The sequence below is a fragment of the Actinomadura sp. 1N219 genome (assembly GCF_044326405.1).
Lineage (GTDB): Bacteria > Actinomycetota > Actinomycetes > Streptosporangiales > Streptosporangiaceae > Spirillospora.
On sequence record NZ_JBIRAY010000001.1, the window covers coordinates 1,701,902 to 1,724,183 of the forward strand.

The following is a 22,282-nucleotide window of genomic DNA, read 5'->3' on the forward strand; positions in this document are numbered from 1 at the left end:
GTGCAACAGTGGGCGCTTCCGGTCATCGTGCTGTGCATGCTGCTGATTCCGCTCGTCCTGGCGTGGGAGAAGGGGCAGGAGCGGCGGAACCTGGCGCGGCCGGTGTGGAAGGGCGACCGGTCGCCGTATCCCGGGCTGGACGCGTTCACCGAGGACGACGACGCGGTCTTCTTCGGCCGGGACGGCGAGATCCAGGAGCTGATGGAGCGGCTGCGCGGCGAGCGGCGGTCGATCGCGGTCACCGGGCCGTCCGGGGTGGGGAAGTCGTCGCTGCTGCACGCCGGGCTCCTGCCGAGGATGGCGCAGCAGCGGCGGTGGGTCATCGTGCCGTCGATGACGCCGGAGGACGACCCGTTCCGGTCGCTGTCCTACAGCCTCGCCGACGCACGGGGCGTGGACGCCGCCGGCATCGAGGCGGATCTGCGGCGGGACGGCCGGGACGGGCTCGGAAGGAGCCTGGACGCCCTGCGCAAGGGGCGGCGGAATCGCGCGGTGCTGGTCGTCGTCGACCAGGCCGAGGAACTCCTGACGCTGGGCGGCGACGACGACCGCGACGCGTTCCTGGGCATGCTCAAAAACGCGATCGACGGCGACCCCAAGCTGTGGGTCGTGTTCATCTTCCGCGCGGAGTTCCTGACCGCGTTCCTGAGCGGCGAGCACGCCGACCTGTTCCGGCATCCGTTCACGGTCACGGCGCTCGACCGGGCCGCGCTGCGGACGGTGATCCGGGAGCCGGCCGAGCGGGTCGGCGTCACGTTCGAGCCGCCTGAGCTGGTCGCGCAGATGGCCGACGACACCGGCGACGGGACGGCCCTGCCGCTGCTCGCCTACCTGCTGCACGAGCTGTACCTGCACGTCGGCCGGAACGGCACGATCACCCTGGAGGACTACCGCAGGACCGGCGGCGTCGACGGGGCCCTGACCCGGCGCGCCGACCGGCTGATGGCGGAGCTGGAGGCGATGGAACCGGCGCCGCCCGTCCTGCAGACCCTGCTGAAGTTCGTCAAGTTCACCGACGGGCGGCCCACGCGGCGGCGCGTGCCGGGCAGCGAGCTGGACGAGCCGGGACGCCTGGTCGTGGACGCGTTCGTCCGGGAGCGCCTGTGCACCAGCGGCCGGGACGGCGAGGACGCGGTGTTCGAGGTGTCGCACGAGGCGCTGTTCTCGGCGTGGGCTCCGCTGCGGCAGACGATCGCGCTGCACGCCGAGGTGCTGCGCCGCATCGCCGACCTGGAGCAGTGGGCCGCGGAGTGGGACCGCTACGACCGCCAGGAGGCGTACCTGCTGCGCGGCGACCGGCTGGCCGGGGCCCGCAAGTGGATCGCCGAGGCGGACGGCCTGGCGACGATCGAGCCGCTCGCCGCCGAGTTCGTCGAGATCTCGCACCGCTCGGACGGCGTCGCGATGCGGCGGCTCGCCGACTCGATCGCCCGGCAGGCGCTCACCGCCTTCCAGACCGACCCGGAGCACAGCCTGCTGCTCGCCCTGGCCGCGCACGAGGAGTGCGCGCCGACCCCGCTGGCGCGGCGGGCGCTGTCGGCCGGGTTCGCGGTCTCCCGGATGCGCGGCGTCCTGCGCGGCCACGACGACAGGGTCTGGTCGGCGGCCTGGTCGCCCGACGGTTCCCTGCTGGCTACCGCGTCGTCGGACCGGACCGTCCGGGTCTGGGACGCCGCGTCCGGCGCGGAGGTCGCCGTCCTGCGGGGCCACGAGGGCACGGTCGCGTCGGCGGCGTGGTCGCCGGACGGCGCGCGGCTGGCGTCCGCGTCCTATGACGGCACGGTGCGGATCTGGGACGTCGCGTCCCGCACCCGCGCGGCCGTGCTGCGCGGGCACGGCGACATGGTGTGGGCGGCGGCCTGGTCGCCGGACGGCTCCCGCGTCGCGTCCGCGTCCCGCGACGGCGACATCAGGATCTGGGACGCGGCGGACGGGACGACCGTGTCGACGCTGAGCGGCCACGAGGGATGGGTCAGGGACGTGGCGTGGTCGCCCGACGGCGCCCGGCTCGCCAGCGCCTCCGACGATCGGACGATCCGGATCTGGGACGCGGCGGCCGGCGGCGAACTGGCGGTCTGGCGCGGGCATGAGGACACCGTCCGGATGGTCGCGTGGTCGCCGGACGGCGCCCGCGTGGCGAGCTGCTCCTACGACCGGACGGCGCGCGTGTGGGACGCCGCGGCGGGCACGTCGCACACGACGCTGCGCGGGCACGCCGACCTGGTGTGGTCCGTCGCCTGGTCGCCGGACGGCGATCGCCTGGTCACCGCGTCCCACGACCGGACGATCCGGCTCTGGTCGGGCCGGGACTGCGTCGAGCTGGCGGTGCTCCGCGGGCACGGCGAGAACGTCCGCGGGGTGGCGTTCTCGCCGGACGGCACGCGGCTGGCCAGCGCCGCCGACGACCGGACCGTCCGGTTCTGGGACACCGACCGCGCCGCCGAGATCACCGTGCTGCGCGGGCACGCCGGCGCGGTCGCGGCGGTCGGCTGGTCCGCCGGCGACCGGCTCGCCTCCGCGTCCTACGACGGCACGGCGCGGATCTGGGTCGACGGCGGGTCGCTGGTGCTGCGCGGGCACGCCGACGAGGTCTGGGACGTGGCCTGGTCGCCGGACGGGGAGCATGTGGCCACCGCGTCCCGGGACCGCACCGCGCGGATCTGGCGCGCCGCGGACGGCGCCGAGGAGGCCGTGCTGGACGATCACGGCGACTGGGTGCGGGCCGTCGCGTGGTCGCCCGGCGGCGACCGGCTCGCGACCGCGTCCGACGACCGCACCGTCCGGATCCACGAGTGGCGCGGCGACGCCGAGCCGCTCGTCCTGCGCGGGCACGAGGACACCGTGCGGGCCGTCGCGTGGTCGCCGGACGGGGAACGGGTCGCGGCCGCGTCCCACGACGGGACGGTCCGGATCTGGGAGAGCCGCACCGGTCTGCAGGTCATGCTGCTGACCGTGCCGCAGAGCGCGGTGCGGGCGATGGCGTGGTCGCCGGACGGCGGGCACATCGCGGCCCTGTCCAGGGACCGGGACGTGCAGATCTGGGACGTCGCGCAGGGAGTCGAGGCAGCGCTGCTGTCCGGGCATGAGGGCTGGGTGTGGTCGATGGCGTGGTCGCCGGACGGCCGCACCCTGGCGACGGCGTCCACGGACCGGACCGTGCGCCTCTGGGACCCCCTGGCCGGACGGGAGCTGTGCGTCGCGGGCGTCCACGCCGACGAGGTGTGGGACGTGACCTGGTCGCCGGACGGGACACGGGTCGCGACCGCGTCGTCCGACCGGACGGTGCGGGTGTGGGAGGCCGTGACGGACGGGGAGGCGCTCGTCGCGCGGGCGCGCAGCCGCGTGTTCCGGCGGCTCACGCAGGACGAGCGCCACACCCTGATGATCCCCGCCCCCCGGACCGCGCCGGAGGGCGACCGCTCACCGGCCTGAGCGGGCGTTGTTCACCGGCCCGAGCGGGCGTTGTTCAGCCGCCTGAGCGGGCGTTGTTCAGCGGCCCGAGCGGGCGTTGTAAGCGGCCCGAGCCGGCGTCGGTCAGCGGCCCGAGCGGGCGTACAGGCGGAACGCGGAGGTGCCGAGGCCGGCGGGTTCGGGGACGCCCGGCGGCTGCGCCCGCTCGTCGTAGCGGTCGCATTCCCGGTGCCATTTGAGGATTCCGGCCATCCAGTCGCGGAGTTCGCCGAGATAGGCGTCGAGCGCGGCGCGGGCGGTGTCGTCGAGGTCCATTTCGTCGGCCAGGGCCGGGAGCTCGTGCTCGGCGAGGTATTCGAACTGGCGGCGGCGGGAACCGATGAGGTCGTTCACGATGGGCAGCGCCTCGTCGCGCCCGCAGCCGAAGAAGTTCTGCACGGCGAGGACGCCGTTGTTGAGCTCGCCCTCGTACTCGATCTCCTTCTGGTAGGAGAAGCAGTCGTTCATGAGGCAGGCGACGTCCATCACGGAGGCGTCGATCTCGCGGAGGGTGCGGGTCTTGAAGACCTCGGCGGGGATCTCGTGGGCGTGCTCGATCCGGGAGAGGCTCATCGTCATTTCGGAGCCGAAGGTGTGGCGGCGCATCTCGATGTAGTCGACGGGGTCGGGGATGCGCGACTGGACGTGGTTGTTCAGTTCCCAGACCCAGCTTTCGACCATGTGCTCGACGGCGGCGCGGAATTCGCGGCGTCCGGCCTCGTTCATGGGCGTGGCGGTCCGTCGCCACAGGTCGGCCAGCCCGGCTTCGAAGGGGTTCTCGGGTTCGGGGGTGTCGCCGCAGTCGAGCGGCATGAACGCGGGGACGCGCGCGTTGAAGTGCTTCGCCCCGGCCATGTCGCGGTCGCGGTTGAAGACGGCGGGGAAGTAGTCGTCGCCGTAGGTGCCGCAGGCCAGCCACTGGGTCGCGAGGTCGAGGGCCTCCGGGCCCGCGTCCGGGTCGAGGGACGCGGCGCAGATCTCCAGCGCCATTCCGGTGAGCAGTTCCTCGTTCCAGATCGGGTCGGGAAGGCGCGGTTGCGGGTCGAACATTCCCAGGTCGCGGCACCAGGCGATGGTGTTCGCCCCGGCGCTCGCGCGGTGCGGGTTGACGCGCGCCTGATAGGGGATGTCGAAGTCGGGCAGCGGCGTCGGCCCCACCTTCTGGTACGGGACGTGCGGAATGCTGATCCGCGCCGACCGGAGCAGGGCGGGAATGCGGGCCGCGGACATGCCCAGCGACTTCTTGTTCATGTAGCGGCCGGAGCGCGTGTGCCATTCGTGGCAGCCGGACTGCCAATCCTGGAGCGCCTTCACGTACACCGAGACGTTCGCCCGCTCGACCGGGTCGAGGGCGTAGTCCTCGAAGAGCTGCGGCAATTCGGTGAGGGTCGTGTTCTCGAACTGGCGGAGCCGGGACGTCAGCAGGTCGTTGACGGTGTCGGCGGCGACCTGCGGGGCGACGCCCAGGAACCGCTCCATCACCAGGACGGAATTGTTGATCTCGCCTTCGGACTCGGTTTCGCGCTGGTAGGAGAAGATGTCGTTCCGCAGATGGACGGCGTCCGAGAACGTGTCCTTGAGGACGCGCAGCGGCCGCGTCCGCACCACGCGCCAGGGGACCTCGACGCCCGCCGCGTGCTCCGCCAGGTCGGCCGACCACGGCGCGCCGCCGACCTTGCGGCGCATCTCGACGTACTCGACCGGGTTCGGGACGCGTCCGGTGCTGATGTTGGACAGCTCCCACAGCGATTCGCGGAGCAGGTTCAGGGTGCTCTCGGAGAACCGGCGGCGCCACGCGTCCGACTTCGCCGGGACGGTCCGCGCCCACAGGTCGGCGAGCCCGCGCTCGACGGCGTTCGTCGGCTCCGGCGGGTCGAGCGACATGAACAGGGGAAGCCGGTCGAGGTACGCCTTCGCGCCCGGCTGGTCCTGCGTCTTCTTGAAGACCTCAAGGAAATGGTCGTCGAAGTAGAACACCCAGACGTACCAGTCGGTGATGAGGTCGAGTTCGGGGCCGTCGCAGTCGGGGTGGGTGTAGGCGCACAGCAGCGGGTAGTCGGCGGATCGGAGTTTGGCCTCGTCCCAGATGTCGGGGGTGCCGGGGTCGCGGTGGTCGTCCAGCATCCGCATCTCGCGCGCCCACGCCATCGTGTGCGTCCGCGCGCCCTCCAGGTGCGGGTTGAGCCGGGCCGGGTACGGGACGTAGAAGTCGGGCAGCTCGAACGGTTGCATCGGCCGGCCTCTCTCTCGCGGCGTCCGGGACGGGCCCAGAAGGACCCGGTCGGCAACCTACAGCACCCGCAAAGTTACCGACGGTGACATATTGCTCTCCCGGTTCTCCCGCACGCTCACGGGTAAGGCGGGGTCATGACGGAGTCGTACGAGCCCGCGGAGGTCGGCGACGACTCGCTGGAGCAGAACCTCTTGCTCGTCCGGCGGGTGGTCGACGCCGCGCAGGAGGAGATGCTGGAGAAGGCGAGGCAGCGCGTGCCCGCGCTGCGGCTCGGCGCCGTCGCGGGGGCTTTCGGTGTGCTGGCGACTGCCGCCACCTACCGGATGAACGTGCTGCTGCTGGAGAGGAAGCTGCCGCCGGAGCTGGCGTCGTTCGTCGCGGCGGCCGTGTACGGGGGCGGGGCGGGTGCGGCGGCTATGGCGGCGTCCCGCAGGTGGAAGGGCCTGCCGTCCCCGCTGCCGACCGAGACGGCCCGGCAGGTCGTGGAGATCATCACCGACTCCGACCGTCAGGCCGCGCCTGACCGGCAGGCGTGATCGACAGCCCATGACGGACGTCAGCGGACGCGGCGGCGTGCGCATCAGCGAACTCGGTGACGTGCGGGCCGCGCGCCCCGAGGCGATCGCGGAGGCCGCGGCGGCGCGCGGGCGCCGGACGGGGCCGCCCGGCGCGTCCGGCCGGCTGATGATCATCGCGGCGGACCAGCCGGCGCGGGGCGCGCTCGGCGTCGGCGGCGACCTGACGGCGGCGGCCGACCGGCGCGAGCTGCTCGACCGGCTCTGCGCCGCGCTCGACCGCCCCGGCGTGGACGGCGTCGTCGGCACCCCCGACGTCCTCGAAGACCTCCTGCTGCTCGGCGCCCTGGACGGACGGCTCGCGATCGGGTCGATGAACCGGGGCGGCCTCGCCGGGACGGCGTTCGAGATCGACGACCGGTTCACCGCCTACGACGCCGAGGCGATCGCCGCGTCCCGGCTGGACGGCGGCAAGCTGCGGTTCCGCATCGACGACTCCGACCCGGCGACCGTCCGGACGCTGGAGGCGTGCGCGGGCGCGGTTTCGGCGCTCGCGCGGCGCGGGCTGATGGCGCTGGTGGAGCCGCTCGTCGCGCACCGCGTGGAGGGGCGCGTCCGGGACCTGGTGACGCCGGAGGCGATGATCCGGGCGGTGTCGGTCGCGGCGGGGCTCGGCGTCACGTCGGCGTACACGTGGCTGAAGGCGCCGGTCGTCCCGGAGATGGAGCGGGTGGTGGCGGCGACGACGCTGCCGGTCCTGGCGCTGGGCGCCGATGCCGGCGGCGATCCCCGTGAGGCGCTGGACGGCTGGCGGCGCGCGCTGCGGATCCCGGGCGTCAGGGGCCTCGTCGCCGGGCGGTCCCTGCTGTACCCGCCGGACGGCGACGTCAAAGCCGCCGTGGACGCCGCCGCCGCACTCCTGTGAACAGCCGTCGATCGAGGGTAGGCCCGGAATCATGGACAGCGAATCCACCCCGGTACACGCCGACATCACCCTTGTCGTGAACGGACGTGAGCACCGGCTAAGCGTCGATACCCGCGCGTCCCTCCTGGACGTGCTGCGCGAGAACCTCGGGTTGACGGGCTCGAAGAAGGGCTGCGACCACGGGCAGTGCGGCGCGTGCACCATCCTCATAGGCGGACGCCGCGCGAACGGGTGCCTCGCGCTAGCCGTCGCGCACGACGGAGCGGACATCGTCACGGTCGAAGGGCTCGCACAGGACGGGCAGCTCAGTCCCGTCCAGGAGGCGTTCATCGAGCAGGACGCGTTCCAGTGCGGGTACTGCACTCCCGGTCAGCTCTGCTCTGCGACAGGGATGCTGGACGAGGCCGGGCAAGGCTGGCCCAGTGCCGTTACCAGTGACCTTGGTTCCGACCCCGTCCTGGACGACGACGAGATACGCGAGCGGATGAGCGGCAACCTGTGCCGGTGCGGCGCCTACGTCGGCATCGTCGCGGCGCTGAGGGACGTGGCGCGCCGCAAGAAGGCGGCGAAGGAGGCGGCGGAGGCATGAGGCCCTTCACCTACGAGCGCGCTACCAGCGCCGAAGACGCCCTAACGCGACACGACGGCGAGACCCACTACCTCGGCGGCGGAACCAACCTCGTGGACCTGATGCGGCTCGGCGTGGAAACACCGGCCAGGCTCGTGGACGTCGCGCACCTCCCGTACGACGAGATCCAGCTGACTCCGGACGGCGGGCTCCTCATCGGTGCGGCCGTGAGCAACAGCGCGCTGGCCGCAGACCGGACGGTGCGTGCAGGGCATCCCATGCTGGCGCAGGCCGTCCTGGCGGGGGCGTCCGGGCAGATACGCAACCTGGCGACCGTCGGCGGCAACCTTCTGCAACGCACACGCTGCTCCTACTTCCAGGACGCCGCCAAGCCGTGCAACAAGCGGAACCCTGGCAGCGGGTGCCCGGCACGCGAGGGCGAGCACCACAACCTGGCGATCCTGGGTCATTCGGAGGCGTGCGTGGCGACGCACCCGTCCGACATGGCGGTGGCGCTGTCGGCGCTGGACGCGTCAGTGCACGTCCTAGGGCGCGCCGGGGAGAGGACCATCCCGATTGACGAGTTCCACCGGTTGCCCGACAACGAGCCGGAGCGTGACACCGTCCTGGAACCGGGCGACCTTGTCACGGCGGTCGAGGTTCCACCGCTCGGCATGCCGTCCCGCTACCGCAAGGTCAGGGAACGGGCGTCGTTCGCGTTCGCGCTGGTGTCGATAGCGGCGGCCCTGGAAGTGGACAGGGACGTGGACAGGGACGTGGACAGGGACGTGGACAGGGACGTGGACGGCGGCTCCGTGCGGGACGTCCGGCTGGCGCTGGGCGGTGTGGCGCACAAGCCGTGGCGGGCCTGGTTCGCCGAAGAGGCGCTGCGCGGGCGGCCCGCGACGCGGGAGTCGTTCCTGCGCGCCGCCGAGGCCGAACTGGACGCAGCCGAACCGCTGCGCGACAACGCCTACAAGGTGCCGCTCGCGCGCAACCTGATCGTCCGGACGCTGACCGAGCTGGCCGGAGGGGCCGGAGAGGACGAGCTGGGACGGGGGAGGACGTCATGACCGAACGGCTGGAGAGCCGTGAGAAGGTCACGGGAGCGGCGCGTTACGCGTTCGAGTACCCGGCCGAGAACGTCGCGTACGCGGCGGCCGTCCAGGCGAGCGTCGGACGCGGTGAGATCATCGCCGTCGACACCGAGGCGGCGATGGCGCTTCCCGGTGTGCTCGCCGTCCTGTCGTGCGAGAACGCGCCGAAGCTCAGCGATCCGCCGGACGGCGAACTGGCCTTGTTCCAGTCCCGGACGGTCTCCTACCGCGGCCAGTTCGTCGCGGCCGTGGTCGGCGAGACGCTCGAAACCGCTCGGGAAGCGGCCCGTCTCGTCCGTGTCGAGTACGCGTCGGAGGCGCCGGACGTGCGGCTGCGCACCGACCATCCCGGCCTCTACCAGCCCGGCAAGGTGAATCCGGTCTTTCCCGCTGACACCGAGCAGGGCGAGCCAGAGGAAGTGTTCAACAATTCAGCAGTTCGCGTGGACGTCACCTACACGACGCCCGCCGAGCACAACAATCCGATGGAGCCGCACGCCACTCTCGCCCTCTGGGACGAGCACGGACACCTCACGCTCTACGACTCCACCCAGGGTGCGTCGACCGTCCAAAGCATGCTCGCTAAGACATTCGGTCTGGAGCCGTCGCATGTGCGGGTCATGGCCCCGCACGTCGGCGGTGGGTTCGGCTCCAAGGGAATCCCTAAGCCGAACGTCGTCCTGGCTGCGATGGCCGCAGGCGCCGTGGGACGTCCCGTCAAGTTCGCCGTCCCGCGCCAGCAGATGTACGCGACGACCGGCTACCGGACGCCGACGATCCAGCGTTTCAGGCTCGGCGCGGACACCGACGGACGCCTGAACGCGATCCTCCACGAAGTGGTGGAGCAGACGTCCACCGTCAAGGAGTTCGCCGAGCAGACCGCTACGCCGACCCGCGTCATGTACCAGGCGCCCCACCGGAAGACGTCGCACCGTCTGGTCGCCCTGGACGTCCCCACACCGTCCTGGATGCGCGCCCCAGGCGAGACGCCCGGCATGTACGCGCTCGAATCCGTCATGGACGAGTTGGCCGTCGCCACCGGCATCGACCCGATAGAGCTGCGCATCCGCAACGACACCGACCGGGAGCCGGAGAGCGGCCTGCCGTTCAGCTCCCGCAACCTCGTCGCGTGCCTGAAGGAGGGCGCCGACCGCTTCGGCTGGGCCGGACGCGACCCCGCGACAGGCGTCCGCTGGGAGGGCCGCAAGCTCATCGGCACGGGCGTCGCCGCGTCCACCTATCCCGCCTACATGAGCCCCAACCGCGCGACCGCCCGCGCCGAGCCGGACGGGACGTTCACCGTCCGGATCGCCGCCGCCGACATCGGCACAGGCGCTCGCACTGCCCTCACCCTGATCGCGGCCGAGACGCTGAAGGCGAACCTCGGCGACGTGACGGTCGAGCTGGGCGACAGCGCGTTCCCCAGGGCGTCCGTCGCGGGCGGCTCGTCCGGGACGGCGGGCTGGGGGACGGCCGTCGTCCGCGCCTGCGAAGCCCTGCGCGGGAAACTGAACGGCGCCGTCCCGCCGGAGGGACTGGAGGCCGAAGCCGACACCACGGCGGAGCTCAAGGCGCGCGAGGAGTACGCCCGGCACGCGTTCGGCGCGCAGTTCGCCGAGGTGGAGGTGGACGCCGACACCGGCGAGGTCCGCGTCCGCCGGATGCTCGGCGTCTTCGCCGCCGGGCGGATCATCAACCCGACGACGGCCCGCTCCCAGTTCATCGGCGGCATGACGATGGGCGTCGGGATGGCGCTGCTGGAGGAGAGCGTCATGGACGAGGAGTTCGGCGACTTCCTCAACCGGGACCTCGCGCAGTACCACGTCCCGGCGTGCGCCGACGTCCGCGACATCGACGCGGCGTGGGTGGAGGAGTCCGACCCGCACCTGAACCCGATGGGCTCCAAGGGCATCGGCGAGATCGGCATCGTCGGCGCGGCCGCGGCGATCGGCAACGCCGTCCACCACGCGACCGGGATCCGCGTCCGCCGCCTGCCCATCACCCCGGCCAGGCTCCTCCAGGACCTCTGACCCCCGTGTACCGGCAGGTCCTCGATCCCGTCGCCGGCTCGCTCGGCTGGAGCTCACTCGTCGCCGCGCTGCCGCTGGCGGTGCTGTTCGTCCTGCTCGGGGGCGTCCGCATGCGCGCCTGGACGGCCTCCCTCATCGCGCTTGCCGTCTCCCTTGCCGTCGCGATCTGGGCGTACGGCATGCCCGCCGATCAGGCGTTCCTGGCCGGGACGGAAGGCGCGGCCTTCGGCTTCTTCCCGATCCTGTGGATCGTCATCAACGCCCTGTGGCTCTACAACATCACCGTCACCACCGGCCATTTCGACGTGCTACGCCGCACGTTCGCGCAGGTCAGCGACGATCAGAGGCTGCAGGCCGTGCTGATCGCGTTCTCGTTCGGCGCGCTGCTGGAAGCGCTCGCCGGGTTCGGGACGCCGGTCGCGGTCACGTCCGTGATGCTGATCGCGCTCGGCTTCCAGCCGCTGAAGGCCGCCGTCCTCGCGCTCACCGCCAACACCGCGCCGGTCGCGTTCGGCGCGATGGCGACGCCGATCCTCACGCTCGGCAAGGTCACCGGCGAGTCCAGCGACACGCTCGGCGCGATGGTGGGGCGGCAGACCCCGATCCTCGCGGTGTTCGTCCCGCTCGTCCTCGTCGCCATCGTGGACGGGCGGCGCGGCCTCCGCGAGACGTGGCCGGTCGCGCTGCTGTGCGGCGCCTCGTTCGGGGCCGCGCAGTACGTGACCGCGAACTTCGTCTCGGTGCCGCTCGCGGACGTGGTCGCGTCGCTGGTGTCGGCCGCCGCGGTCGTCCTCGCCGTCCGGCTGCGCCCGGAAGCGCCTCCCGTCCCCGCCCCGGTCGCGGGCGGCGCCGCCGACGAGCCCACCCCCGAGTTCGCCGCCCGCGTCGAGGGCGGCCGTGTCGAGAGCGGCAGCGTCGAGGGCGGTCGTGTCGAGGGGGACCGGCGGGTCGCCCCGGTCACGGACTCGCGCGCCGAGATCGTCCGGGCCTACGCCCCGTACGCGATCATCATCGCGGTCTTCGTCGGCTGCCAGCTCGGCCCGGTCAAGGACGTCCTCGACAAGGCCACGGCGACGTTCTCCTGGCCCGGCCTGGACCTCGCCGGCCCGGACGGCGAAGCGCTGTCCCTGCCCACGTTCACCCTCAACTACCTGACCACGCCGGGCACGCAGATGCTGGTCGCCGGGCTGCTCACGATGGCCGCGCTCCGCGCCGGCCCCGGCCGGGCCGTGCGCGCGTACTGGACGACCCTCGTCCAGCTCCGGTGGGCGATCATCACGGTGATGGCGGTGCTGGGGCTGGCGTTCGTGATGAACGCGTCCGGCCAGACGGTCACGCTCGGCACGTGGATGGCCGGGGCGGGCGGGGCGTTCGCGCTGCTGTCCCCGATCCTCGGCTGGCTCGGCACCGCCGTCACCGGCTCGGACACGTCGTCGAACTCGCTGTTCGGCGCGCTGCAGGTGACCGCGGCCGGGAAGGCCGACCTGTCGCCGGTGCTGATGGCGGCGACGAACAGCTCCGGCGGCGTCCTCGGGAAGATGGTGTCCCCGCAGAACCTCGCGATCGCGGCGGCCGCCGTCGGCCTGGACGGGCGCGAGGGCGACGTCTTCCGCCGCGTCATCCTGTGGAGCCTCCTATTCCTCACCGGGATGTGCGTTCTGTCCGGGTTGCAATCGACCGGCGTCCTCGGCTGGATGGTGCCGTGACGGACGTCCCGCCAAGGAAATCGTTCCCGATCGTTGTTTTCCCGCCCTGTTGGGGCCAGAAGGCGCCGACAGATGAGAGCCTGGGATATACGGGACCGCACACGAAGCGGCGCCCCCGGTCCTAAGGCGAGGAGCGGATGACGGTCTGGCGGATCACCGACGGTGAGGACGGCGTCGAGTCGGGCGAGCGGGCGTCCCCCGGCTCCGGTTCCGAGCCCGGCTCCGGGACCGGCCCCGGAGGCGGTTCCAGAGGCGGCTCGCGGGGCGACCCCCGGGGCGGCTCCGGGAGCGGCGACGGCATCGTCGAGCTCGACACCGCGCTGCTGCACATCACCGCCTCGACGGCGGCGGCGCGGCTCGTGCTGAGCGGCGAGATCGACGTGTCGAACGCCGGGGACCTGACGCGCGCGCTCGAGGCCGCGGGCGGCCGCTCGCCCGGTGACGTCCACGTCGACCTGACCGATGTCGACTTCGTCGACGTCGCGGGGCTGCGCGCCTTCAACCTCGCCGCGCGCGACCTGGACGAGAACGGGCGGATGCTCGTCCTGCACGCGGTCTCCCCGCATATCGACAAGCTGTTCCAGACGATCGGGTGGAGCACGACCCCCGGCCTGCAGATCCACTGCCGCCCCCGCGCCTGAGCACTTCGGGAACTCGCGGTCGTTAATCAACGCGCCATGTCCGCCCCCGCGCGCGGCAAACGACCCCGGCAATACCCGAGATGTCAGTGAGTATCCGTTCTGGGGCAGTTTGACCCTCAAAACCACGGTTAGGGGCCCTTTATAGCTCTCTCCTATTCCAGAGGGGGATCTCATGGCAAGGCGTAGAGAGCGTGCGGAAGCGCCCATGGCCGACGAGCGCGCCGAAGCGGCGGCGCCGGCACAGGGCGCCGCGGCGGCGGCCCCGGGCAGGGGCGCCGACATCCCCGGCGAGCACGCGCTGTGGGAGGACCGGACCCGCATTTCCCTCCAGCCCGTCGCGGCCCCGTCCATCCTCGGGCTGTTCGCGTTCGCCGGCGCGGCCGGGATGTTCGGGGCCTGGCAGGTCGGCTGGTACGGCGACGCCGGCACCCCGCTGGTGATGTGGCCGCTCCTGCTGACGTTCGGCGGCATCGCCCAGCTCCTGGCGGGCATGTGGGCCTACCGGGCGCGCGACGGCCTGGCCACCGCGATGCACGGCATGTGGGGCGCGTTCTGGATCGGCTTCGGCCTGCTGTTCATGCTGGTCGGCATGGGCGCGTACCCGGTGGAGCAGGCGCCGGTCCTGGGCGCCGCCAGCGAGGGCTTCGCGTTCTGGTGGATCATCCTGGCGGTGGTCACCGCGCTGGGCGCGCTCGCCGCGCTCGGCGCGAACCTCGTCATGGCGCTGCTGCTGGCGGTCGCCGCCGCGGGCGCCGGGTTCACCGCGGCCGGCTTCTGGACGCCGTCCGGCTGGGCGCTGGACGTCGGCGGCTGGCTGCTGGTCGCGGCCGCGGTCATCGCCCTGTACGCGGCGGCCGCGATGATGTTCGAGAACACCTTCGGCCGGACGATCCTGCCCACCTTCAAGATGCGCGCCCGGAGCGCCAACGTGGCCGGACGCCGCGGGACCCGGCCGCTGGAGTACCGGCACGGCGAGCCCGGAGTGAAGATCGGCCAGTGAGCGCGCGAGTTCGCTGATCTCCGGCGTTTCGCCTTGACATTCCCGTTGCCTTATCCTGGGCCGATCCAGAACGACCCGGCTCGGAGGGGAGCGGGAATGTCAACGGCCGTCCGGCGGACGTGGCGGCGCCTCGTCCAGACCTACCACCTGCTCTGCGCGCGCGACGACGCCGCGGCGCACGGCTACAGCGTGCCCAGCGGCGTGTGGGCCTGCGTGCGCTGCCACCAGCCCCACCTCGAACTCTCGGCCCTCCACCACCACCTCCGCACCGAACACCTCTGAGGCGTCTGCCGCGTTCCAGACGTACGCGTTCCAGACGTGATTGCCACGTTCCAGACGTATAGGGGCGCATCGTAGGCTCGGGAGCCGACGGAGGGCTGACATGAACGAGCCGATGCGCACCAACACCGCCGCCTACGAGCAGACGATCCGGTCCACGCTCGCGCTCGCCGCGACGCTCGCCGACGCCGACTGGCGGCTGCCGACCGAATGCCCCGGCTGGACGGTCAAGGACCAGGTCTCCCATCTCGTCGGCGTCGAGCTCGGCCTGCTGGGCGAGCCGGAGCCCGAGATCGAGGTCCCCGAGTTCGAGCACGTCCGCAACGACTTCGGCCGGTGGCTGGAGGCCGCGATCCACGTGCGCCGCCCGGTGCCGGGCCCGGTCGTCGCCGCGCAGCTCGCGGACGCGCTGGAGCGCCGCCTGGCCCAGCTCCCCGGCCTCGACCCCGACCGCGTCGTGATGTGCCCGGACGGACGCGAAGGCTCCTACAGCCGCCTGATGAAGTTCCGCGCGATGGACTGCTGGACGCACGAGCAGGACATCCGCCGCGCGGTCGGCCGTCCCGGCAACCTCGACGCGCCGGCCGCGCGCTGCTTCTGGGAGCTGCTGAGCGTCGCCCTGCGCCGCATCGTCGCCCGGCCGGGGAAGGCGGAGCCGGGCCAGTCCGTCGCGTTCGCGATCTCCGGCCCGCCCGACTTCCGCGTGGCCGTCCGCGTGGACGGGGACCGGCGCGGCCAGTGGGCCGAGCCGGACGACCCGACCGCCGAGCTCGCCATGGACCTGGAGACCTACGTGCGCCTCACCGCCGGACGCTGCACCCCCGACGACGCCGCCGTTCAGATCGACGGGGACAAGGAGCTGGCCGGGAGGGTCCTCGCCAACATGGCGATCATGCCCTAGCCCGCGCGCGGCGGACGATGCCGCACGGCCCCCGGGAAGTGGGCGGCCAGGAGCTCGGGGGACTCGTCGCGGCCGTCCAGGACGCGGCTCGTCCGGTTCGTGACGCTCCACCCGGACGGGGTGCGCCGGAGCCGCCAGCGGTTCGCCGTGGCGCGCCGCAGCGCGAACCCGTCCGGACCGTTGATGATCATGAGGGTGTAGCCGAGCGCGGTGGCCTCGTCGCCGGAGGCGGCGACGGTGACGTGCGGCGGCCCGACGAAATGCGCGCAGCCGCCGCCGATCCAGCCCTGATGCCCGGCGGAGCGGACCATCGCGTCGATCTCCGCCCGTCCGGACATCAGGATCTCGTCGACGTCGTAGACGCCGTCCTCGTCCCAGAGCGCGGCGACGTCGCCGGCGCAGCCGCTGTCGACCAGCGGCCCGTACGACAGGATCAGCCGGGTGATCGCCCGCTCGTCCTCCAGGAGGCGCAGCCGCTCCTCCAGCGCGTTCACGCGGGTTTCGAGATCGGTCACCGCTTCTCCTCAAAGGTCAGCTCGTAAGGCCCGGCGAGTTCGCGGAGGGCGGCGAGTTGCTCGCGGTAGTGCGCGGGCGACGAGGACACGAGCCGCACGCCCGCGATCGTCGCGCCCGCTTCGCGCAGCCGGGCCAGGGCGGCCCCGGCGGCGTCCGGGTCGCCGCCCGGGTCCAGCGGGCGGGACGGCCCCAGCACCACGTCGAACCCGGCCGGAAGGTCGCAGGACGCGAGCATCTCGGCGAGCGTCCCGAGCGGCAGGCCGAACGGGACCCAGCCGTCGGCGGTCAGCGCGCGGCGCAGCGAGCGGCCCGTCCGGCCGCCGATCCACAGCGGGACCCGCGCCTGGACGGCATGCGGCTCCACCACCAGCCCGGAGAAGTCGTAGTGCGCGCCGTGGTACTCGGGCATCCGCCGCGACAGGGACGCGCGGAGCGCCGCGACGGCGTCGTCGGCCCGCTCGCCACGCCCGCCGAACGGGGCGCCGAGCAGGTCGAACTCCTCCTCCAGGCTGCCGACGCCGAGCCCGAGCGTGAGCCGCCCGCCGCTGACGCGGTCGAGCGTCCCGTACCGCTTGGCGATCGCGAGCGGATGGTGGTAGCCGAGCACCAGGACCTGGGTGGCGAGCCGGATGCGGGACGTCCGCGCGGCGAGGTAGCCGAACGTGGCGAGCGGGTCCCAGTACACGCCGCCGCGCTGCTCGGCCGCCCCGGCGGGGACGGCGACGTGCTCGCTGCAGGTGAGGTGGTGGTAGCCGAGCCGGTCGGCGGTCTCGGCGATCCGGGCGACGTCCTCGATCTCCGCGTCCCGCTCCCACGCGGCGGCGCCGGGCGGCGGCTGCGCCACCACCGGCGTGACGATGCCGACACGCATCGATGCTCCCCTCGTCGTAGAAAAACGTTCTATCACGCCTTCGGAGGCTGTCCAGGGGCCGGGCGATGCCGCGCAGACTCGGCTGACCTTGCCTTACTCGCCCCCTTCCCAAGGGACCAAGCGGTTGCTAGATTCCAGATAACAAGAATTCATTTCAGTCGGGCTCCGGGAGGTGCGATGACCGAGGTCATGACGGTGGAGGCGGCGGATCCGGCGGCGTCGGCGCGGCGGGAGTCGCCGCCGTCCATGATCGAGCGGATGACCCTGATCCTGGACGCCTTCAACGGCCCGTCCGCCCGGCTGACCCTGGAGGACGTGGCGCGCCGCACCGGGCTGCCGCGCTCCACCGCGCACCGGATCCTGGACCAGCTCGTCCGGCAGCGCTGGCTCGCGCACCACTCGTTCGGCTACGGCCTCGGCCGGCGCGCCCTCGGCCTCGGCGGCCGGGACGGCGGCCACGGCAAGATCCGCGAGGCCGCCGCGCCGCTGCTGCACGAGCTGCAGGTCACCACCGGGCTCGTCGCGCACCTCGCCGTCCTGGACGGCCCCGAGATCTACTACCTGGACAAGCTCGGCGGGCGGCTCGCCGCGTCCGTGCCGTCCCGGGTCGGCGGGCGCGCCCCCGCGCACTGCACCGCGCTCGGCAAGGCGATGCTGGCGTGGCTGGAGCCCGAGCAGGTGGACGCGCTGCTCGGCCACGAGATCACCCGGTTCACCAACCGGACCATCGGCGAGCTCGGCACCCTCCACCAGGAGCTGCACCGCGTCCGGCAGCGCCGCGGCCTGGCGTTCGAGCGCGGCGAGTCCTACCCGGGCATCGCGTGCGTCGCGGCCGCGATCCGCGGCGCCGAGGGGCCCGTCGCCGGGATCTCCCTGGTCGGCGACATCCGCGCGCCGCTGGAGAACGTCGCGCCGCTGGTCGTCACCGCGGCCCGCGAGGCGTCGCAGACCCTGTTCCCCGGCTCGGCGCCCGGAACCCGCGGCGGCGGGCGGGCGCCCGCCCGCGCCCGCCGGAGCGGGACCGCCGGGACGGCCCGGGAGTCGACCTGGTCGCCGGAGACGATGAACCGCCTCCTCGCCGTGGACGGGCGAGGCGACTGGATGTGAGGCGCCGGCCGGGCACGGCGGCCGGACCCGGCCCCGGCCACGTCCGGCCCCGTTGTCAGCCCCAGCCCCACCGGTCGCCGATGCCCCACGGGTCGGGGGCGATCGGCGCGTCGGGCTCGTTGATGCCGAACCGGCTGCGGAAGAACACCATGGGACGCCGCCAGGCGCCGTCCCGGACGTCGTGCCGCTCGATGCCGAGCACCCGCCCGACCACGATCTCGTGGTCGCCGGCCTCGTGCACGTCGTGGACGGCGGCGTGCACGCAGAGCAGGACGTCCCGCAGAGCGGGAGTGCCCCAGGGCGACACGTCCCACTCCAGGCCCTCGAACTTCGCGCCCCGGCTCGACCCGAACCGCTCGCACAGGTCCCGCTGCTCCTCGGCCAGCACGTTCACGCAGAACCGTCCGGTCGCCCTGATCCGCGGCCACGAACGGCCGCGGCGGTCCGCGCAGAACAGGATCAGCGGGGGCTCCAGCGACACCGACGCGAACGACTGGCAGGCGAAGCCGACGGGCTCGCCGCCGTCGAGGGCCGTGACCACGGTGACGCCGGTGGCGAACTCCGCCATGGCCGTCCGGAACTCCGCCGGGTCCGGGGCGGTCCCGGGCCCGGCTCCGGAGTCTTCGGTGAGCGCTGGCTCGGCTGGCATCTGTTCACCTCGGGGGCTCATAGCGGCATCCTCTTCTTTTCTAACAAGGGATGCTGAAGCGGCATCGGTCAAGGGGCGCCCAGCGATCCCGATGAGTGGAAGCGGGCGCGGACCGGGCTCCACCGGGCCGCCGCCGGACGGACGTCCCGCTGATCGGGATGGGCGGGACGACCTTGCGTCCGGGCCGATTACGTTCCGGGCAAGCCACCCCTCGGAGGACTGAGAGATCATGCCCACGGAGTTGACCTACGAGTCGACACTGCGCGAGCTCGCCACCGACCAGGGCGTCCTGCGCTACCACGAGGCCGGCGAGGGCCCGCCGCTGCTGATGCTGCACGGCTCGGGTCCGGGCGTCACCGGGTGGCGCAACTTCCGCGGCAACCTCGCGCGGTTCGCCGAGCACTTCCGGTGCTTGGTCCTGGAGTTCCCCGGCTTCGGCGTCAGCGACCCGACCGACGAGCATCCGATGACGGCCGCCGGGGGCGCCGCCGTCCGGTTCCTGGACGGCCTGAACCTCGGCCAGGCCGACGTGATCGGCAACTCGATGGGCGGGATCGTCGGCACGCAGGTCGCGCTGGCGCACCCGGACCGCGTCCGCCGCCTGGTCACGATCGGCGGCATCGGGCGGAACGTCTTCAGCCCCGGTCCCGGCGAGGGCATCAAGCTGCTGATGGAGTTCACCGACGACCCGACCCGCGAGCGCCTGATCCGGTGGCTGCACTCGATGGTGTACGACCCGAGGCTCGTCACCGAGGAGCTGATCGAGGAGCGCTGGCGGCAGGCCACCGACCCCGACACGCTCGCCAGCGCTCGCCGCATGTACGGGTCGAAGGCGATGGCGGCCCGCGCGAAGGCGATGGCCAGGTCGGACGAGCCGCCCTACTGGGCGATGCTCCACAAGCTCAAGGCCAAGACCCTGATCACGTGGGGACGGGACGACCGCGTCAGCCCCGTCGACATGGCCCTCGTCCCGATGCGGACGATCCCCGACGTCCAGGTCAGCATCTTCCCGAACTGCGGGCACTGGGTGATGATCGAGCAGAAGTCCGCCTGGGAGAGCGCCGTTCTCGCGTTCTTGACCATGAAGGACGACTGACCTATGGCCGCATGGGACCACGAGTACGACCTGGTCGTCGTGGGCAGCGGAGGCGGCGGGATGACGGCCGCGCTGACCGCCCACGACGCCGGGATGAGCGTGCTGGTCGTGGAGAAGGGCTCGAAGTTCGGCGGCTCCACCGGCATCTCGGGCGGCGGCATCTGGATCCCGAACAACCCGGTGCTGAAGGCGCGCGGCCACGACGACACCCGCGAGTCGATCCGCCGCTACCTGGACCTGCTCACCGAGGGACGCGTCCCGGCCGCCCGGCTCGACGCGTTCGTCGACAACGGGCCCGCCGCGATGGAGCTGATCTGCAAGAGCAGGTGGATGCGGTTCTTCTGGACGAAGGGGTACGCCGACTACCACCCCGAGCTGGACGGCGGCCGTCCGCAGGGCCGGTCCATCGAGGCCGAGCCGTTCGACACCCGAGAGCTCGGCGAGGACGAGAAGCATCAGCGGCCGAACAGCATGAAGGGCCCGCTCGGCCTCTGGATCACCAGCAAGGACTACCACGACCTCGCGATGGCCAAGCGCACGTGGGCGGGGCGGCGGGCGTCGCTGGTGGCGGCGTGGCGCGTGTCGTCCAACGTGGTCCGGCGCCGTCACATGGCGACCGGCGGGCGGGCGCTCGTCGCCCGGATGCGGATGGCGCTCAAGGACGCCGATATCCCGCTCTGGCTCAAGACGAGCATGACCGAAATCGTCACCGACGAGGCGACAGGCCGTGTCACCGGAATCGTCGCCGCGAAACGCGATGGCACGACGGTGCGCATCCGCGGCCGGAAGGGCGTCCTCCTCGCGACGGGCGGCTTCGACCACAACCAGGAGATGCGCGACAGGTACCTCCCCAAGGGCGGCCAGGAGGACTTCGCGATGGGCGCCCGCGAGAACACCGGCGACGGCATCCGCGCAGGTGAGAGCCTCGGCGCGGCGCTGGACCTGATGGACGACGCCTGGTGGATGCCCGCCGTCCGGCACCCGGCCGGGGCGACGATCCCGCTGGTGTCCGAGCGCGCCATCCCCCGGCAGGTCATCGTGTCGCAGGACGGGACGCGCTTCACCAACGAGGCGGCCCCGTACGTCAACTTCGTCCACGACCAGCTCGCGGGCGGTCACGTCCCGGCCTGGTTCGTGATGGACGCCAAGGCCCGCGCCCGCTACCCGTTCGCGCAGATCCTGCCCGGCGCCCCGATCCCGAAGGAGTTCTACGACGCGGGCATCGCCGTCAAGGCGGGCACGCTCGCGGACCTCGCGGGGAAGATCGGCGTCCCGGCGGCCGCGCTGGTCGAGACCGTCCGGACGTTCAACGGGCACGCCCGCGCGGGCAAGGACCCCGACTTCGGCCGCGGCGACTCCGCCTACGACCGCTACTACGGCGACCCGAACCTGAAGAACCCGAACCTGGACGTCCTCGACACCGCGCCGTACTACGCGTTCCGGCTGGAGGTCGGCGACCTCGGCACCAAGGGCGGGCTCGTGTCGGACGAGCACGCCCGCGTCCTGCGCGAGGACGGGACGGTCATCGACGGCCTGTACGTGACGGGCAACGCGTCCGCGTCGGTGATGGGCAACGAGTACGCGGGGCCCGGCGCGACGATCGGCCCGTCCATCGTGTTCGGCTACATCGCGGCGCGCCACGCGGCCGCAGCGATGGAGCGGCCATGACGACTTTGAAGGCGCGGGTGGTCGACGTCGTCCGCGAGACGGCGGACGCGCACTCGCTCGTCCTCGAACCCGCCGAGGGCGACCGGGACCGGTTCTCCTACCGTCCCGGGCAGTTCCTCACCGTCAGGGTCCCGGCCGAGGACGGCTGGGCGGCGCGCTGCTACTCGCTGTGCAGCTCGCCGCTCACCGACGACCGCCTCAAGGTGACGGTGAAGCGGGTGGACGGCGGTCTCGGATCCAACTGGATCTGCGACAACGTCACGGCGGGCGACGTGCTGGAGGTGCTGCGCCCGGCCGGGACGTTCACGCCGTCGTCGCTGGACGACGACCTGCTGCTCGTCGCGGGCGGCAGCGGCATCACCCCGGTCATGTCGATCCTCAAGTCGTGCCTGGCGGGCGGGACGGGCAGGGTCGCCCTCCTCTACGCCAACCGGGACGAACGATCGGTGATCTTCGCCGAAGAACTCCGCGCCCTGACGGAGGCGCACCCCGACCGCCTGACGGTCGTCCACCTCTTGGAGTCGGTGCAGGGGCTGCCGACGCCCGCCACCGTCCGCTCGCTCGCCCACCCCTACACGGGACGGCAGGCGTTCGTCTGCGGCCCCGAAATCTTCATGGACCTCGTCACCGACACGTTCACCGATCTCGGGATGCGGGTGCACGTCGAGCGCTTCTTCTCCCTGGAGAACGACCCGTTCGAGGAACCCGAAGCCCCCGACGATCTCGCCGCCGGCGGGGAGGTCGGCGAGATCGAGGTCGAGATGGACGGCGAGACGCGGACGGTGCCCTGGCCCAAGTCCGAACGGCTCCTCGACGCCCTGCTGCGCGCCGGGGTGGACGCCCCGTTCTCCTGCCGGGAGGGGAACTGCTCGGCCTGCGCCTGCGTGGCGCTGGAGGGCGAGGTGACCCTGGACGCCAACGCGGTCCTCGACGGGCAGGACCTCGCCGAGGGCCTCATCCTCGCCTGTCAGGCGAGGCCGGTCACCGACCGGCTGAAGATCACCTACGACGGCTGACGACACACCACGGG

The 22,282-nt window shown here is 72.5% G+C and carries 19 protein-coding genes; 15 read left to right on the plus strand and 4 right to left on the minus strand.

The window, feature by feature from the left end; all coding sequences use genetic code 11:
* Nucleotides 1–36 precede the first annotated feature (36 nt).
* Nucleotides 37–3,432 (plus strand): AAA family ATPase, encoded by a 3,396-nt coding sequence (locus tag ACH35V_RS07940; RefSeq protein WP_395970949.1) that lies wholly within the window; start codon nt 37–39, stop codon nt 3,430–3,432.
* A 102-nt stretch (nt 3,433–3,534) separates the two neighbouring features.
* On the opposite strand, the gene ACH35V_RS07945 is transcribed toward ACH35V_RS07940, so the two are convergent.
* Nucleotides 3,535–5,682, minus strand: coding sequence for a germacradienol/geosmin synthase (locus ACH35V_RS07945; protein WP_395970950.1), 2,148 nt, complete (start codon nt 5,680–5,682; stop codon nt 3,535–3,537).
* 135 nt (nt 5,683–5,817) lie between these two features.
* Between ACH35V_RS07945 and ACH35V_RS07950 the strand changes: the two genes are divergently transcribed.
* The 10 genes from ACH35V_RS07950 to ACH35V_RS07995 all read left to right on the plus strand — a co-directional run bounded on the left by ACH35V_RS07950 (nt 5,818) and on the right by ACH35V_RS07995 (nt 15,345).
* Complete coding sequence (locus tag ACH35V_RS07950) at nt 5,818–6,219, plus strand: phage holin family protein (protein WP_395970951.1); 402 nt, start codon at nt 5,818–5,820, stop codon at nt 6,217–6,219.
* 10 nt (nt 6,220–6,229) lie between these two features.
* Complete coding sequence (locus ACH35V_RS07955) at nt 6,230–7,123, plus strand: aldolase (RefSeq protein WP_395970952.1); 894 nt, start codon at nt 6,230–6,232, stop codon at nt 7,121–7,123.
* 31 nt (nt 7,124–7,154) lie between these two features.
* Complete coding sequence (locus tag ACH35V_RS07960) at nt 7,155–7,712, plus strand: 2Fe-2S iron-sulfur cluster-binding protein (protein ID WP_395970953.1); 558 nt, start codon at nt 7,155–7,157, stop codon at nt 7,710–7,712.
* On the plus strand, nt 7,709–8,764 hold the full coding sequence (locus ACH35V_RS07965; protein WP_395970954.1) for an FAD binding domain-containing protein: 1,056 nt from the start codon (nt 7,709–7,711) through the stop codon (nt 8,762–8,764). Before ACH35V_RS07960 ends, ACH35V_RS07965 begins: the two co-directional genes overlap by 4 nt.
* On the plus strand, nt 8,761–10,818 hold the full coding sequence (locus tag ACH35V_RS07970) for a xanthine dehydrogenase family protein molybdopterin-binding subunit (RefSeq protein ID WP_395970955.1): 2,058 nt from the start codon (nt 8,761–8,763) through the stop codon (nt 10,816–10,818). The genes ACH35V_RS07965 and ACH35V_RS07970 overlap by 4 nt, the downstream gene beginning before the upstream one ends.
* 5 nt (nt 10,819–10,823) lie before the next feature.
* The gene (locus ACH35V_RS07975; protein WP_395970956.1) at nt 10,824–12,524 is read left to right on the plus strand and encodes an L-lactate permease; all 1,701 of its coding nucleotides are present in this window, start codon (nt 10,824–10,826) and stop codon (nt 12,522–12,524) included.
* 137 nt (nt 12,525–12,661) lie between these two features.
* Nucleotides 12,662–13,165, plus strand: coding sequence for an STAS domain-containing protein (locus ACH35V_RS07980; protein WP_395970957.1), 504 nt, complete (start codon nt 12,662–12,664; stop codon nt 13,163–13,165).
* A 205-nt stretch (nt 13,166–13,370) separates the two neighbouring features.
* Nucleotides 13,371–14,165: an acetate uptake transporter family protein gene (locus tag ACH35V_RS07985; RefSeq protein WP_395970958.1), complete on the plus strand. Its 795-nt coding sequence runs from the start codon at nt 13,371–13,373 to the stop codon at nt 14,163–14,165.
* Nucleotides 14,166–14,261: 96 nt separating this feature from the next.
* Nucleotides 14,262–14,447, plus strand: a complete 186-nt coding sequence (locus ACH35V_RS07990) for a hypothetical protein (RefSeq protein WP_395970959.1) — start codon at nt 14,262–14,264, stop codon at nt 14,445–14,447.
* Nucleotides 14,448–14,547: 100 nt separating this feature from the next.
* Complete coding sequence (locus tag ACH35V_RS07995) at nt 14,548–15,345, plus strand: maleylpyruvate isomerase family mycothiol-dependent enzyme (RefSeq protein ID WP_395970960.1); 798 nt, start codon at nt 14,548–14,550, stop codon at nt 15,343–15,345.
* Here ACH35V_RS07995 and ACH35V_RS08000 read toward each other — a convergent pair.
* Entirely contained in the window at nt 15,342–15,860 is a 519-nt protein-coding gene (locus ACH35V_RS08000; protein ID WP_395970961.1) for a nuclear transport factor 2 family protein, read from the minus strand. The genes ACH35V_RS07995 and ACH35V_RS08000 overlap by 4 nt on opposite strands.
* Nucleotides 15,857–16,732, minus strand: a complete 876-nt coding sequence (locus tag ACH35V_RS08005; RefSeq protein WP_395970962.1) for a TIGR03619 family F420-dependent LLM class oxidoreductase — start codon at nt 16,730–16,732, stop codon at nt 15,857–15,859. The genes ACH35V_RS08000 and ACH35V_RS08005 overlap by 4 nt, the downstream gene beginning before the upstream one ends.
* A 177-nt stretch (nt 16,733–16,909) precedes the next feature.
* On the opposite strand from ACH35V_RS08005, the gene ACH35V_RS08010 reads away from it, so the two are divergent.
* Nucleotides 16,910–17,839 carry an IclR family transcriptional regulator gene (locus ACH35V_RS08010; RefSeq protein WP_395970963.1) on the plus strand — a complete coding sequence of 310 codons (930 nt, stop codon included), beginning with the start codon at nt 16,910–16,912 and terminating at the stop codon, nt 17,837–17,839.
* A gap of 55 nt (nt 17,840–17,894) precedes the next feature.
* Here ACH35V_RS08010 and ACH35V_RS08015 read toward each other — a convergent pair whose 3' ends face one another.
* Nucleotides 17,895–18,488 carry a flavin reductase family protein gene (locus tag ACH35V_RS08015; RefSeq protein ID WP_395970964.1) on the minus strand — a complete coding sequence of 198 codons (594 nt, stop codon included), beginning with the start codon at nt 18,486–18,488 and terminating at the stop codon, nt 17,895–17,897.
* Between the two features lie 229 nt (nt 18,489–18,717).
* Here ACH35V_RS08015 and ACH35V_RS08020 point away from each other — a divergent pair, with 229 nt between their 5' ends.
* The 3 genes from ACH35V_RS08020 to ACH35V_RS08030 are packed head-to-tail and all read left to right on the plus strand — an operon-like array spanning nt 18,718 to nt 22,268.
* Nucleotides 18,718–19,584: an alpha/beta fold hydrolase gene (locus tag ACH35V_RS08020; RefSeq protein ID WP_395970965.1), complete on the plus strand. Its 867-nt coding sequence runs from the start codon at nt 18,718–18,720 to the stop codon at nt 19,582–19,584.
* Nucleotides 19,585–19,587: 3 nt separating this feature from the next.
* Complete coding sequence (locus ACH35V_RS08025) at nt 19,588–21,252, plus strand: FAD-binding protein (protein WP_395970966.1); 1,665 nt, start codon at nt 19,588–19,590, stop codon at nt 21,250–21,252.
* Nucleotides 21,249–22,268, plus strand: coding sequence for a 2Fe-2S iron-sulfur cluster-binding protein (locus ACH35V_RS08030; protein WP_395970967.1), 1,020 nt, complete (start codon nt 21,249–21,251; stop codon nt 22,266–22,268). Before ACH35V_RS08025 ends, ACH35V_RS08030 begins: the two co-directional genes overlap by 4 nt.
* Nucleotides 22,269–22,282 lie beyond the last annotated feature (14 nt).

Excerpts from the sequence above, each read along its gene's own strand:
- ACH35V_RS07985 (WP_395970958.1), top strand. The coding sequence starts at position 13,371 with ATGGCCGACGAGCGCGCCGAAGCGGCGGCGCCGGCACAGGGCGCCGCG.
- ACH35V_RS08015 (WP_395970964.1), bottom strand. The coding sequence starts at position 18,488 with ATGCCAGCCGAGCCAGCGCTCACCGAAGACTCCGGAGCCGGGCCCGGG.
- ACH35V_RS07955 (WP_395970952.1), top strand. The coding sequence starts at position 6,230 with ATGACGGACGTCAGCGGACGCGGCGGCGTGCGCATCAGCGAACTCGGT.
- ACH35V_RS07990 (WP_395970959.1), top strand. The coding sequence starts at position 14,262 with ATGTCAACGGCCGTCCGGCGGACGTGGCGGCGCCTCGTCCAGACCTAC.
- ACH35V_RS07995 (WP_395970960.1), top strand. The coding sequence starts at position 14,548 with ATGAACGAGCCGATGCGCACCAACACCGCCGCCTACGAGCAGACGATC.
- ACH35V_RS07970 (WP_395970955.1), top strand. The coding sequence starts at position 8,761 with ATGACCGAACGGCTGGAGAGCCGTGAGAAGGTCACGGGAGCGGCGCGT.
- ACH35V_RS07965 (WP_395970954.1), top strand. The coding sequence starts at position 7,709 with ATGAGGCCCTTCACCTACGAGCGCGCTACCAGCGCCGAAGACGCCCTA.
- ACH35V_RS07960 (WP_395970953.1), top strand. The coding sequence starts at position 7,155 with ATGGACAGCGAATCCACCCCGGTACACGCCGACATCACCCTTGTCGTG.
- ACH35V_RS08025 (WP_395970966.1), top strand. The coding sequence starts at position 19,588 with ATGGCCGCATGGGACCACGAGTACGACCTGGTCGTCGTGGGCAGCGGA.
- ACH35V_RS08010 (WP_395970963.1), top strand. The coding sequence starts at position 16,910 with ATGACCGAGGTCATGACGGTGGAGGCGGCGGATCCGGCGGCGTCGGCG.
- ACH35V_RS07945 (WP_395970950.1), bottom strand. The coding sequence starts at position 5,682 with ATGCAACCGTTCGAGCTGCCCGACTTCTACGTCCCGTACCCGGCCCGG.
- ACH35V_RS07950 (WP_395970951.1), top strand. The coding sequence starts at position 5,818 with ATGACGGAGTCGTACGAGCCCGCGGAGGTCGGCGACGACTCGCTGGAG.
- ACH35V_RS07980 (WP_395970957.1), top strand. The coding sequence starts at position 12,662 with ATGACGGTCTGGCGGATCACCGACGGTGAGGACGGCGTCGAGTCGGGC.
- ACH35V_RS08030 (WP_395970967.1), top strand. The coding sequence starts at position 21,249 with ATGACGACTTTGAAGGCGCGGGTGGTCGACGTCGTCCGCGAGACGGCG.
- ACH35V_RS08005 (WP_395970962.1), bottom strand. The coding sequence starts at position 16,732 with ATGCGTGTCGGCATCGTCACGCCGGTGGTGGCGCAGCCGCCGCCCGGC.
- ACH35V_RS07940 (WP_395970949.1), top strand. The coding sequence starts at position 37 with ATGCTGCTGATTCCGCTCGTCCTGGCGTGGGAGAAGGGGCAGGAGCGG.
- ACH35V_RS08020 (WP_395970965.1), top strand. The coding sequence starts at position 18,718 with ATGCCCACGGAGTTGACCTACGAGTCGACACTGCGCGAGCTCGCCACC.